This is a genomic window from Glutamicibacter sp. AOP12-B1-11 (genome assembly GCF_052379245.1).
Classification (GTDB): Bacteria; Actinomycetota; Actinomycetes; order Actinomycetales; family Micrococcaceae; genus Glutamicibacter.
The window spans coordinates 23,545-35,504 of the sequence record NZ_JBQSYL010000036.1 but is presented as its reverse complement, the minus strand read 5'-3'; the positions used below and the strand labels follow the sequence as shown (position 1 = coordinate 35,504).

At 58.8% G+C, this 11,960-nt stretch carries 14 protein-coding genes; 10 read left to right on the top strand and 4 right to left on the bottom strand.

Going from position 1 to position 11,960, the window contains the following annotated elements; translation table 11 throughout:
• On the top strand, positions 1–233 hold a 233-nt coding region (locus tag ACT3UQ_RS17530; RefSeq protein WP_444637618.1), incomplete at its 5' end, for a GNAT family N-acetyltransferase.
• A gap of 60 nt (positions 234–293) precedes the next feature.
• Here the strand turns inward: ACT3UQ_RS17530 and ACT3UQ_RS17525 are convergent.
• The 3 genes from ACT3UQ_RS17525 to ACT3UQ_RS17515 all read right to left on the bottom strand — a co-directional run bounded on the left by ACT3UQ_RS17525 (position 294) and on the right by ACT3UQ_RS17515 (position 3,927).
• The gene (locus tag ACT3UQ_RS17525; RefSeq protein WP_444637617.1) at positions 294–2,012 is read right to left on the bottom strand and encodes a cytochrome b/b6 domain-containing protein; all 1,719 of its coding nucleotides are present in this window, start codon (positions 2,010–2,012) and stop codon (positions 294–296) included.
• Between the two features lie 78 nt (positions 2,013–2,090).
• On the bottom strand, positions 2,091–3,083 hold the full coding sequence (locus ACT3UQ_RS17520; RefSeq protein ID WP_105553697.1) for an electron transfer flavoprotein subunit alpha/FixB family protein: 993 nt from the start codon (positions 3,081–3,083) through the stop codon (positions 2,091–2,093).
• Positions 3,084–3,147: 64 nt separating this feature from the next.
• Positions 3,148–3,927, bottom strand: coding sequence for an electron transfer flavoprotein subunit beta/FixA family protein (locus ACT3UQ_RS17515; RefSeq protein ID WP_444637616.1), 780 nt, complete (start codon positions 3,925–3,927; stop codon positions 3,148–3,150).
• Between the two features lie 407 nt (positions 3,928–4,334).
• On the opposite strand from ACT3UQ_RS17515, the gene ACT3UQ_RS17510 reads away from it, so the two are divergent.
• Positions 4,335–4,931, top strand: a complete 597-nt coding sequence (locus tag ACT3UQ_RS17510; protein ID WP_444637615.1) for a class I SAM-dependent methyltransferase — start codon at positions 4,335–4,337, stop codon at positions 4,929–4,931.
• 144 nt (positions 4,932–5,075) lie between these two features.
• Positions 5,076–6,068, top strand: a complete 993-nt coding sequence (locus ACT3UQ_RS17505; protein WP_444637614.1) for an alpha/beta fold hydrolase — start codon at positions 5,076–5,078, stop codon at positions 6,066–6,068.
• A gap of 170 nt (positions 6,069–6,238) precedes the next feature.
• Here the strand turns inward: ACT3UQ_RS17505 and ACT3UQ_RS17500 are convergent, their stop codons facing one another.
• Entirely contained in the window at positions 6,239–6,493 is a 255-nt protein-coding gene (locus ACT3UQ_RS17500; RefSeq protein WP_255248515.1) for a 3-keto-5-aminohexanoate cleavage protein, read from the bottom strand.
• A gap of 393 nt (positions 6,494–6,886) precedes the next feature.
• Here ACT3UQ_RS17500 and truB point away from each other — a divergent pair, with 393 nt between their 5' ends.
• From truB to ACT3UQ_RS17465, 7 genes are all read left to right on the top strand, one after another.
• Complete coding sequence (truB, locus tag ACT3UQ_RS17495; RefSeq protein ID WP_255248514.1) at positions 6,887–7,813, top strand: tRNA pseudouridine(55) synthase TruB; 927 nt, start codon at positions 6,887–6,889, stop codon at positions 7,811–7,813.
• Between the two features lie 36 nt (positions 7,814–7,849).
• Positions 7,850–8,227 carry a hypothetical protein gene (locus tag ACT3UQ_RS17490; RefSeq protein WP_096288285.1) on the top strand — a complete coding sequence of 126 codons (378 nt, stop codon included), beginning with the start codon at positions 7,850–7,852 and terminating at the stop codon, positions 8,225–8,227.
• Positions 8,224–8,694 carry a hypothetical protein gene (locus ACT3UQ_RS17485; RefSeq protein ID WP_096288283.1) on the top strand — a complete coding sequence of 157 codons (471 nt, stop codon included), beginning with the start codon at positions 8,224–8,226 and terminating at the stop codon, positions 8,692–8,694. The genes ACT3UQ_RS17490 and ACT3UQ_RS17485 overlap by 4 nt, the downstream gene beginning before the upstream one ends.
• A gap of 62 nt (positions 8,695–8,756) precedes the next feature.
• Complete coding sequence (locus ACT3UQ_RS17480) at positions 8,757–9,710, top strand: bifunctional riboflavin kinase/FAD synthetase (RefSeq protein ID WP_096288281.1); 954 nt, start codon at positions 8,757–8,759, stop codon at positions 9,708–9,710.
• Between the two features lie 4 nt (positions 9,711–9,714).
• Positions 9,715–10,503 (top strand): class I SAM-dependent methyltransferase, encoded by a 789-nt coding sequence (locus tag ACT3UQ_RS17475; protein WP_096288279.1) that lies wholly within the window; start codon positions 9,715–9,717, stop codon positions 10,501–10,503.
• A gap of 104 nt (positions 10,504–10,607) precedes the next feature.
• Positions 10,608–10,877: a 30S ribosomal protein S15 gene (rpsO, locus tag ACT3UQ_RS17470; protein ID WP_096288277.1), complete on the top strand. Its 270-nt coding sequence runs from the start codon at positions 10,608–10,610 to the stop codon at positions 10,875–10,877.
• A gap of 228 nt (positions 10,878–11,105) precedes the next feature.
• Entirely contained in the window at positions 11,106–11,858 is a 753-nt protein-coding gene (locus tag ACT3UQ_RS17465; protein WP_096288275.1) for a YceI family protein, read from the top strand.
• The last annotated feature ends 102 nt before the right edge of the window (positions 11,859–11,960 follow it).

Sequence of the window (11,960 nt, the reverse complement as noted above, 5' to 3'; positions counted from 1 at the left end):
TAGATCCAAACTGGCGCAGGCATGGAATTGGCCAGGCCCTCACCGCGGCGCGTCTGGAATGGATCGCTGCGCGGAGCCGGCGCGCGTACTACTTCACCAACGAACGAAACGTCTCATCGCTACGCCTGCATGCGAAATTCGGGTTTGTGCAGATCGCGGCCGGCGAAGAGATTCGCATGGTGCGTGCCGACGACGGTGAATCGAAGCTATTGCTTTTCGAAGCGGTGTTCTGAGATGCCAAACGGCGCCTGCCGGCTCCGCTGAGAAGCCTGCAGGCGCCGTGGCAAGCGGACCTAGTTCTTGGAAATTTTGCCGGTCATCGTTGCCACCGGCAGGAGGAACATTGGCTTCATGAACACCCAAGCCGCCGCGACCACCGCCACCGAGACCAAGAAGATCACCAGCCCCCATGCATCGGCCGCGTCCCGCGAGGCATACATGTGGTTCAGGTTCTTCAACGCGCCGGTGGTGAATACCAGGAATACGTGGACCAGCACGAAGGCGACGAAGAAGAGCATCACCGGGAAATGCACCTTGCGGGCCAGCTCGATCGGATAGACCCGATTCAAGGCCTTAGGCTGAGTCGGCCACCAGCTGGACATCCGGACACCGGTCAAGACGGCCAGTGGGGCAGCCACATAGATCACGAGGAAGTACGAGGTCATCTGCAAGGCATTGTAATGAATCCAGCCATTTTCGACAGGCCAGTTGAGCGAGGCATATTGAATGGCGCCGGAGAACATATTCGGGAAGACATCCCAGCTGGTCGGAACCACACGCATCCACTGGCCGGTAATAGCCAGCAGGATCACGAAGATCACTCCGTTCAGCACCCACAACGCATCCAAGGCCTGATGGGTCCAGATGCTGAGCGAATATTTCTTGGGACTATTTCCCTTCGGGGAGAACCAGGAGTTCGCCTTGGGCGTCCACATCGCTGCCGGTCGTTTCTCATACCGCACCTGCAACCCGGTGCGGATGATCAGCACGATAAAGAACATATTCAAGAAATGCTGCCAACCAAGCCAAGCCGGAATTCCGAGCGGCGCAGTGTCGGGCATGGTTGAATGCCCGTCATAGGTGGCGATGAAGTCCTGGATTGGTTCCAGCGTGCGCAAGCCGCGCGCGGCAAGAACCACCAGCAGGGCCACAATGACCGATCCGATCACCATGATCGCCGGCTTGACCCAGGGCTTCATCTTGATCTTTGAAGTTCCTTGGGCATCGGAGGCCGGACGCTTTTCCGCGACGGGAGGCTGGGCCACGCTCGCGGCCTGCGCGGCTGGTTCCGCAACGGCCGGTGGCCTCTGGGCCGCGGGCTCGGCGGCTTCTTCAACGACCGGTGGTTGCCCGAGTGCGGCTGCATCGTCGGCGACTGGTTCGGAAACCGGGACAGCCACTGGGGCCTCGGCAACGGGAGCCGCAGACTCGGAGGACTTTCCGGCAGTCGCATCCTCGCGTTGGCGCAGGGGAGTGTAGCCCTGCATGCGATTGGACGGAACTGCAGCCCGTTCGGATGAATCCGCCGAAGCTGCCTCGGCGCCCGAAGCGGCAATTGCCGGAGCAGCCGGTTCCGGGGCCGGTGCCGGCGGAGTTTCGCTCGGCGGTGCCGCCGGCTTTGCTGCGGCCACGCCAGCGGTTTCCGCAGCGGCGGCAGCCGGTGCCGCGACCTGTGCGCTGGCGGCGTCCGCGGCCGGAGCCCGGAGCGGGGTATAGCCCTGCATGCGTTGGCGTGAGGAGCTAGCGGCGGTGTTCGAGACGGGCGCCGGCACAGGCTCAGGCTGAACGGCCGCCGTCTCGGCCGGTGCAGGAACCTGTTCTGGGGCCGGAGCGCTCTGCACTGGGGGAGCGGCGAGTACCGGCTCGCTGGCCACCGGTTCGGTGACCGGTGCTGCGGGCACGCTCGCCGTCGGTGGTGTCTCAATTTTCTGTGCAGGCTCGGCAGCCGCATCGGGTTTAACCCCGACCTTGGCGCGCAGGGGCGTGTAGCCTGCCATCCGTTGCTTGGTCATAATCGTTGAACCTCATCGCGTCGTCGTATCCGGCAGGTGATGCTTCGCCGGAACCTACCTGAGTGGAGAATGCCGTGATTACCCTTGGCGGGTGCGGATTTCCTCGAGCAGTTTCGGGACTACGGTAAACAAGTCGCCAACGATGCCGAAGTCTGCGTGGTCGAAGATCGGCGCATTCTCATCCTTATCGATGGCTACGATCGTCTTGGCGGTCTGCATACCCGCACGGTGCTGAATCGCCCCGGAGATGCCCAAGGCAATGTACAGGTCCGGGGAGACGATGACACCGGTCTGGCCCACCTGCAGCTTCGGTGAGACAAAGCCTGAATCCACCGCGGCACGCGAGGCGCCAATCGCCGCGCCGAAGTGATCGGCCAGCTGCTCGACGATTTCGAATTTTTCCGCCGAGCCCACTCCGCGTCCGCCGGACACGACGATCTTGGCGCTGCGCAGATCCGGACGGGAGGCATCGCTTTGCATCGCTTCGACCGAGCGGATTTGGGCGCCCTTGGATACCTTGGGCAGAGCCGAAGGCTCGATGATGGTCAGCTGCGGTGCCGCGACGGACTCGGCTCGGGCATCTACGGCACCGGGGCGAATCGTGAAGATGCGCGGTCCGCCCTCGACGGTGGATTCTGAGGTGACGTCTCCGCCGAAAATCGAGTGCATGGCGATCGGCTCGTCCTCGGCCCAGCGCATGCCCACCGCGTCAACGCAGACGGCACCCTCAACCCGAATGGCCAAACGACCGGCAATGGTGCGGCCGGAGGCCGTATTGGAGAGCAGCACCGCGGCCGGAGCCACGGTGCTGGTGGCCGAGGCGAGCGCCGCCACATCGGCCGAGCCAAGAGCCAAAGCGTCAAGGTCGGTAGGCAGCAGGTGAACTTCGGCGGCGCCGAGTTCACCGAGCTTGGCCGCAAGCTGCTGCTCTTGGCCCGCGGCACAGACCGCAACGGCGACCGGGGTACCGAACTGGGCGGCCGTTCCAAGCAAGCCTGCGGTGGTGTTCTGCGGGGAGCCGTCCGGCGATACCTGGACATGGACGAGCACGCTGTGGGTGGTTTGAACCATGGGAAAATCCTCCTGAGCAAGGACAAATCGTGGGGATGAAGATTGTGGAAAGACCCGAGCTGAATTAGATAAAGTGCTTCTCGGCCAGGAAGTCGGCCAGCTGGGTGGCTGCCGTTCCGTCATCGGTAATCTTTGGTCCGGCGACTCGCTCGGGGCGGTCCTCCGCAGAGACCATCACCGAACGGAAGTGGGCCGCCTCGGGACCTGCCTCGATGCCGAGGTCGGCCAGGGTCCACGTTTCCAATGGCTTGGTCTTCGCCGCACGGATTCCCTTGAAGTTCGGGAAGCGTGGCTCGGCGGACTTCTCCGTCACCGAGACAACGGCGGGTAGCTGCACGCTCAAATTCATGGTGGTTTCGCCCAGCTGGCTGGTTCCGGTCACTTCGCTTGCGCTGATTTCCAATTCGTCGGCGTAGGGCAGCAGTGGACGGTCAAGGAGTTCGGCGATCATTGCTGGCACCATGCCACCCTTGCCGTCGGTCGATTCGTTGCCTGCAAGAATCAGATCGACGTCGAGTTTCGCAAGAGCCGCCGCGAGCACCCGGGCGGTGGAGATCATATCCGACCCAGCCAGCGCCGGGTCGGAGATATGCACCGCCGAATGCGCGCCCATGGAGAGCAGCCGGCGCAGTGCAAGCACTGCCTTCTCATCTCCCATGGAGACGGCAATGACCTCAACCTCGTCCAATGACTTTTCCGCTTGGAGTGCGACCTCGCAGGCGCGTTCGCAGATCTCATCGGCGACCAGGTCTGCCGCTGCGCGGTCGAGCATTCCGGTTTGCAGGTCCAAGCGACGGCTCGACCATGTATCAGGTACCTGTTTGGTCAGGACGGCGATTTTCACGCTGGTCTCCTTCTGAGGGTTCTGTTTAAGGCCAGACGTTCTGGAGATTATCCAACGCCCTGGCACAACGCTTCAAATGAAAATTTCTCGGATGGCGAGCGCTTCGCAGCAACGTCACCGACTAGGAAAAACTCTACATGTCTATTGTGCGCTCATGGGGGTGGGGCGCACATAGAAGCCGAACTTCAGAGACAATCATGACGAAATCTTCCATTTAGGTGAAGGCAATATTCGGCGGATCGGTGATCAGTTTTAACGGATATGTCCTAAGATGCCGAATATCTTGCCATCGTCTCGAACGCCCACACCCGGATCTCGGAAACGATCACGGAACGGAATATTAGGGGGGAAGGCTCTGAGGCGACGGCATTGGGTGCCCTCAGATCCAAAACATCTAGAGTGGCGTTATGACTTTTGAATCCGTCAGGTCCTCATATGGAGCCAAGGCAAGCCAGTATGTGGATGCGGTCGGCAGCATTGAACATGCTGCCGCGGCCGATGTGGCTTTTGTCGAAACGTGGGCGCGCAGTATCAAGGGCACGGTGCTTGACGTCGGCTGCGGTCCGGGACAATGGACACATCATTTGAGTACCTTGGGGATTGCCGTAGAGGGTGTAGATCCCGTTCCCGAGTTCATTAGAATCGCTCAAAGGAGCTACCCCCAAGAACGGTACCGACGTGGCCGGGCAGAAAGCTTGCACGTTGGCTCCGAAGCATTGGGCGGCGTGCTTGCCTGGTATTCACTGATTCACACCATTCCCGAACTAATCGGTGAGGCGCTCGCAGAGTTCGCTCGCTGCATTCGCCCCGGTGGCGGCCTTGCCTTGGGGTTCTTCACCGGCCCCACCCTCGAACCCTTCGACCATGCGGTTGCCACCGCCTACTACTGGCCCTTGGATCTCCTGGCTTCACATGTCGAGGCAGCGGGATTCACCGTGACCCAATCCGAATCGCGGAACGAAGGCCAAGCACGAACTCACGGCTCGCTCCTGGCTGTCCGCTAATCGACGCGGACCGGCTAGCACTGGAAAGCCGCCGAATAAAATGGCCTTCACTGTATTGCCGCGTGTGGGGCGGATTCCGCAATTTGCTCCTAGGGGAAACAGCATAAGGGCCGTTTTCCCAAGAAATCGAAAGAGGTTTAGCAAGTGGCAAACGAGCTTGCACGCAAGAGGGGAATGCTTGACGTTGGAGACGGCCAAAGCATCTATTGGGAAGAATGGGGCGCAGCCGACGGCGTGCCGGCGCTATATCTCCACGGTGGACCGGGCGGGACCCTAGGCGCGAGTGGCTATCGGCACAGATTCGACCTGAAACACACCCGTGTTATCGGGTTTGAGCAGCGAGGCTGCGGACGTTCGACACCGCATGCCTCGAACCCGGACACGTCGCTTCTGCATAATACGAGTGCCCACCTCATTGAAGATATTGAGGCGCTGCGCGAGGCACGAGGCATTAACGCGTGGATACTCAATGGGGTGTCTTGGGGATCAACGCTCGCGCTCGCGTACGCCCAGGCCCGCCCCGCACGCGTCCTTGGAATGGTTCTGTTCGCGGTGACCACCACTAGCAGAAGAGAAATCGATTGGATCACCGAAGGAGTCGGCTCGATTTTTCCCGAGGCATGGGACAGATTCGCCTCGTACGCCGAGCACGGCGGAGTCGGATATAGACGCGGAGAAGGGAGAATAGTCGAGGCCTATGCCCGGCTGCTGAATAGCGCAGATTCGAAGACCCGGGCGGATGCTTCGCAGGAATGGGCGCATTGGGAAGACACCCACATCTCGCTTGGCGCCGGCGGATTTGCACGCGATCCTCGCTGGGAGGACGAAGCATTTCGAATCGCCTTTGCCCGACTCACCACGCACTATTGGACGCATTTGGGCCGAACAGATTCACAGTTGCTAGAACGCATGGGGCGCATTGAGCACCTACCCGGAACCCTGATACACGGTCGACGCGATATTTCCGGGCCCGCAATCACCGCGTGGAACCTGCACCGTAGCTGGCCGAGGTCAAAGCTCATCATTGACGAAGGAGATGGACACGGCGGTAAGAGCATGATTGAACAATGGGACCACGCGAACGCCAACCTCATCTCCGATCAGTTCCGGAAACGTCCGGAGGACTCGAACAAGTAGTGCCGCTAGCCCGGCTATACCTGAGGCGTCGGCCAAACCCGATCGCCGCTCAATAGGGGGCTGCGCTTAGCCCGCTTGAGCTGCTCAAGGCAGACGCAGACTGTGCTGCGCAATCCTTGAGGAGCCGGAGCCAAATTTTCGTTTGCGTGTTTCGAAAGCTTGCCAGGGGGCTAGAAGGCTACGTTTTCACGCCCCTTGAGCGCCAGCATTTCGCGTGCTTCATCGGGAGTGGCCACCTCAAAATTCAGTGCTTCGAGGATAGTTCGGATACGGGTCACCTGTTCGGCATTCGACGCCGCAAGCTGCCCCGGGCCGATCCACAGCGAGTCTTCTAGACCCACACGGACATGGGAACCCATCGCGGCGCCAATCGTCGCCAGCGGCATCTGATTTTTGCCGGCTCCAAGAATCGTCAGTATGAACACGAGGGACAGTAGCGGTACTCATCCCTAGAGTCCAGCGTTGAGTTCACCCAATTGCGGGAATGCTAGTTGTGTCAAAAACCAAGCGCTACGGGTAGCCCCGAGCGCAGTAAGCAACCCGCCAAGAAAAGAATGAACTTGATCAGTTCGCGGGGTTCTAGTCTGTTATCTGGCATTGGGTCCTAGGAAATTCTCTTCCTTCCAGGTGCTTCGAACCTATCGAGCCGGGGTTCTCTGTCCACCGCTGAACTTAGGCACGGAATGATCTGTGCTTGCCGCGCCGGGAATGAAATTTGGATTGGATTTCTATTCGTAGCCGATTTTCGGGACGAGGGCTGTGGCCGCATGACACGCATCACCGCAAGGGCGGCCTTCATAACGCCTATACTGGTAGGCGTGAGTAAAGCCGGGCAGAACACTGAAGAGCAGGCCTCGGGCCTCGTATTAGTCGACAAAGATCAGGGAATGACCTCCCATGACGTGGTGGGCCGAATCCGTCGGCTTGCAGGAACCCGCAAGGTAGGCCACGCTGGCACCCTTGATCCCATGGCAACGGGTGTCCTGGTGATCGGTGTTAACAAGGCAACACGTCTACTGACCTACATTGTGGGACACGACAAGACCTACACCGCCACCATCCGTCTGGGACAGAACACCGTCACCGATGACGCTGAAGGCGAGGTTATCTCCGAACGCATTGCGGCAGCGGTGACCGACGAGGATATTGAACGCGAAATCGCCAAGCTTCGCGGCAATATCGAGCAGATCCCAAGCCAGGTCTCGGCGATCAAGGTAGATGGCAAGCGTTCCTATGCTCGAGTCCGTGCCGGCGAGCAAGTAGAACTCAAAGCCCGCCCGGTCACCATCTCCCGCTTCGACATCCATGAAATCAGCCGCGAAGTGGGTGGCAAGGTGTTGGACGTAGACGTCACCGTCTCCTGCTCATCAGGAACTTACATCCGGGCATTGGCCCGAGACTTGGGCGAAGCGCTCAACGTTGGCGGTCATCTCACCGCGCTGCGTCGCACCGAGGTCGGCCCATATCCGATAGCAAAAGCAAAGCGTTTGGAACAGCTCGCCGAAGAGTTCGAGATCCTCTCGCTCGACAAGGCAGCCGCGGCTCTATTCCCAAGCCGCGAACTGACCGAAGACGAAGCTTCCGAGCTCTCTTACGGACGAACCATCACCGCTTCCAAGAATGTTATGGAACTGCCCGAGGGCGAGCTCGTAGCGGCTTTCGCACCGGACGGCGGACTGGTGGCACTCATTGCAGATAAGGGCGAGAAAGCTCGCGGCCAAATAGTCTTCACCGGAAAGCAGTAACTCATTTCTTCGTGAGACTTTCAGAAAGGCTCAGTCTTGTTTGCCCTTAACGGCTTCTTTATCGCCGGCGCCATCGTGTGTGCGCTCGCCGTGTTGCTCGGAATCATTGCCACCATCATCCGGCGTTATCCGGATGATTGGGCGTTGATCGCAACAGCAGGAACCGAGATTTTTCTGATTGTCTATGCGGTAGCTGCGGGTATTCGCCAGGCCGGGGGAGAAGCTATTCTCGGTGAGCCTTGGGAATTCTGGGGTTATTTGCTGACCGCGGCAATCATGCCGCCGATAGCGTTCTTCTGGGCGGTCAGCGATAAGAGCCGCTGGGCAAATACAGTACTGGCTGTTTCGGGAGCCATCACATTTGTTATGTTGTTCCGCATGGAGCAAATCTGGCACGTAGGAGTTGTTGCATGAGCGAGAAACCACGTAATTCACGCATCGTACAAGCTGCGCAAGCTCGTGGCGTTGACAAAGCGCCACGTCCGGGAAGGACCACCGGACTGGGCCGCATTATTATCGCCGTTTACGGTGTGCTAGCGCTTTCGGCCACAGTGCGTGCGCTGTACCAGATTTTCTTTCGTGACTTCTCTGAAGCCCCGCTGGCTTACCTTTTGTCATTGCTTGCAGGTCTGGTTTATATCCTCGCTACTTTTACTCTGTCCTCCGCTAAGCCAGGGGCTTGGAAGCTCTCCCTGTTTGCGGTGAGCTTCGAATTGCTGGGCGTGCTCGTGGTTGGATTGCTGTCCTTCGTGCTACCTGATCACTTCGGCCACGACTCCGTGTGGAGCTACTTCGGCAAGGGTTATGGCTATATTCCGCTGGTGCTGCCACTGATTGGTTTGTGGTGGCTCTTCCGTAACCGTAATGAGCGTCACGTCTAAAGACGTGCAAGAATTACCTCGGTAAACTATTTATCTTTCGTTGCAGAGTCAAGAGGAGCAAAGTGCACTATTGGAAGGGCCTGGACTCAGTCCCCACGGATATGGCTCCCGCTGTCGTGACCATTGGTAACTTCGACGGCGTCCACCTCGGGCATTGTGAAGTTCTAGATTCTGCGGTCTCGCATGCCAAAAGGCGCTCGGCTAAATCGGTAGCGATCACCTTTGACCCACATCCAGCACAGGTGCACCGCCCTGACTCTGCTCCCGAGCTCATCATGGGTCTGGAAGATCGTATCGACACCTTGGCCAGTGTTGGCCTGGATGCGACTTTAATGATCAACTACACCCTCGAATTCGCCGAACAGTCGGCCGAAGAATTCGTGCATTCCATCATCGTAGAGAAGCTCAATGCGGTGGCAGTGGTGGTGGGCCACGACGTCCGCTTCGGCCATGGCAACTCCGGCGACTTCGACTTCATGCGCGAGCTGGGCGCAAAATACGGTTTTGATGTCATCGGTGTCGAAGACGTAGGCGATAAGCGTCGTCTTTCCTCCACGTGGGTCCGCGAAGAACTGGCGGCAGGCAACGTCGAAGCCGCAGCGGCCATCCTTGGACGTCCGCACCGGATGCGCGGCGAAGTAGTCCACGGGGCAGCCCGTGGACGCGAATTGGGGTTCCCCACAGCAAACCTGGCGCCAGAGGCTGCCGGTATTATCCCGGCAGATGGCGTGTATGCCGGCTGGGTGATCGACGAAGCCGAAGTGCGCTGGCCTGCGGCCATCTCGGTGGGTTCGAACCCGACCTTTGACGGTGTTGCGCGCGTCGTCGAGGCCCACGTGATTGATCGCCCCGTAGAGGGCTACGAGGAATTTGACCTCTATGGCCAGCAAATTGTTGTTGAGTTCATCTCTCATCTGCGCCCCATGGTGGCCTACCGTGGCATCGAAGCGCTGATCGAGCAGATGAATGAAGATGTGGTCCAGGCGCGCAGCGTGCTGGCCACCGAATCCCACTAGGAACATGCCGGAAATTCCTTCACTGCCTCGCCGTGCGTTCACCATGAAACCCGAGCGTCGCGCGGACCTGGCCTCCGCATATGAGGCTGGGGCCGCGAATTACGACAAAATTCGTCCGGCGTATCCACGCGAAGCGTTGGAATTTACAGTTTCCGGCGATTTCGTGGAGCGCGCCATAGACATCGGTTGCGGGTCTGGAATTTTCACCGAACAGCTCCTCGGGGCGGGGATAGATGTCTGGGCGGTGGATCCGTCCGAAGACATGCTAGCCGTGCTCAAGGAGCGCATACCGCAAGTGCATACGGTATGTGCCTCCGGAGAAGCGACCGGGATGCCGGAGAATAGTGCGGATTTGATCACCTATGCCCAAGCCTGGCACTGGGTTGATCCGCCTCTTGCTAGCGCCGAAGCCGCCAGGTTGTTGCGCAACGATGGTTCGCTTGTTTTGCTTTGGAACCAACTGGACGTAGAAGTGCCTTGGGTTCATCGACTGGCTCGCATCATGCATGCCGGGGACGTGCACCGTCCGGAAATTGCGCCACCGCTAGGCAAAGAATTCGACACCCCGGAATCGGGGATCTGGCATTGGCCGATGGAACTGGACCTTCAAGGCATCTTGGAACTGACTCGTTCGCGCAGCTACTACCGGCGCTCCAAGGAAGAAACCAGAGCCAAAGTTGAGCAGAATCTGATCTGGTATTGGTGCGAGCATCTGGGCTTTGAAGCGGCACAAATCGTCGAGGTGCCCTATCTCACCCATGCTTGGAGGGCGCGCCGACGGGTCCGTCGGTGATATGATTGTCGATGGTTCTCGCTGCAGTCCGCGGTTGCGAGACGCCGTCGTGAGTGTCTGACGCTCACACCGAATGAAACGCGGTCCAACTCCAGGAGTTTGTTATGGCATTAGATGCCGCAGTAAAGAACGAAATCATCAAGGCTTACGCCACCCACGAGGGTGACACCGGTTCGCCTGAGGTTCAGATTGCCGTTATGTCCCGTCGTATCAAGGACCTGACCGAGCACCTGAAGATGCACAAGCACGATCACCACACCCGCCGCGGCCTGATGGCTCTGGTTGGTCGCCGTCGTCGTATGCTCGGCTACCTCAAGAACACCAACATCGAGCGCTACCGTGCGCTGATCGAGCGTTTGGGCCTGCGCAAGTAGTCTCACGCTTCGGTGTGAACATCCCCGCTTCCCTTCATGGGGGGCGGGGATTTTCCTTTTGGCGCCTTTGAAGCTGAGATGTGGTGTTCCAAAACCGATTCCCTGTTTAGCGGCTGTGGATATTTGGTGAAGTCCTATGGATTCCACACCGACTCACATTGCCGATGGAACAATTGAATGGTCAAGTAAATTGTCGTCGAAGGACGGCGTGATCAATCGAGAGTTGCAATGACAGAGCAGACAGATTCAGTCCAGTCCGTCGAGAAGAAATCCAAAAAGATACGGCGAGTATGGATTATTGCTTTGGCAGCAGTAGCCATTATTGCGGGCGTCTTTATTGGCAGTCGTATCTATGCCTCCACCGTCTCGGCTCAGGCCGAAGACGTGCCAACACTTTCCCAGACCCCTGCGGCTGAACAGTCCAACGGTGCGCCGGAAACTGGCAGTGATTCGAGTGCCGGGGACACCTCTGGAACTTGGTCCGTCGGTTCGGGTTCCTTCGCCGGATACCGTCTCGATGAAGTTCTCAACGGTGCCGACGTGACAGTCACCGGGCGTACCGAAGACATTACCGGGTCTCTCACAGTTCAAGAAGATCAGCTCATCGCAGCGGATCTCACCCTGCAAGTGGATACCATCTCAACTGACTCCGACCGACGCGACCAGTACTTCCGGACTACTGCCATCGATACCGAGCAGTTCCCTGAAGCAACCTTCAGCCTTGTCGAACCAGTTGACGTGTCTGCGTCACATGTCGGCGGCGCTCAATCTTTCAACATGACTGGTGAACTGACTCTCAATGGACAGACCGTTGCGGTGACCACTGACGTGGAGGCCGTCTTTAATGACGGACAGGCCCAGCTGGTCGGCCAGATACCTGTGAACTGGGCCGACTTCGGTGTTGAAGCCCCGGACTTGGGATTCGTTGCAGTAGAAGATGACGGATTCATCGAGTTCTCATTAAACGTCATGCAGCACTGAGCTGCGAAAGCTCAATAAACTCGTATTGTGCAGAGGGCTTAGCGGCGGCACACACCTCTTGCAGGTTCCTGCCGCTGCCTTGCCTTTGGTATTAACCGAACC

Bases quoted from the DNA above. Each gene is read 5' to 3' on its own strand.
- ACT3UQ_RS17525 (WP_444637617.1), bottom strand. From the start codon at position 2,012: ATGACCAAGCAACGGATGGCAGGCTACACGCCCCTGCGCGCCAAGGTC.
- ACT3UQ_RS17520 (WP_105553697.1), bottom strand. From the start codon at position 3,083: ATGGTTCAAACCACCCACAGCGTGCTCGTCCATGTCCAGGTATCGCCG.
- ACT3UQ_RS17510 (WP_444637615.1), top strand. From the start codon at position 4,335: ATGACTTTTGAATCCGTCAGGTCCTCATATGGAGCCAAGGCAAGCCAG.
- ACT3UQ_RS17485 (WP_096288283.1), top strand. From the start codon at position 8,224: ATGAGCGAGAAACCACGTAATTCACGCATCGTACAAGCTGCGCAAGCT.
- ACT3UQ_RS17475 (WP_096288279.1), top strand. From the start codon at position 9,715: ATGCCGGAAATTCCTTCACTGCCTCGCCGTGCGTTCACCATGAAACCC.
- rpsO (WP_096288277.1), top strand. From the start codon at position 10,608: ATGGCATTAGATGCCGCAGTAAAGAACGAAATCATCAAGGCTTACGCC.
- ACT3UQ_RS17465 (WP_096288275.1), top strand. From the start codon at position 11,106: ATGACAGAGCAGACAGATTCAGTCCAGTCCGTCGAGAAGAAATCCAAA.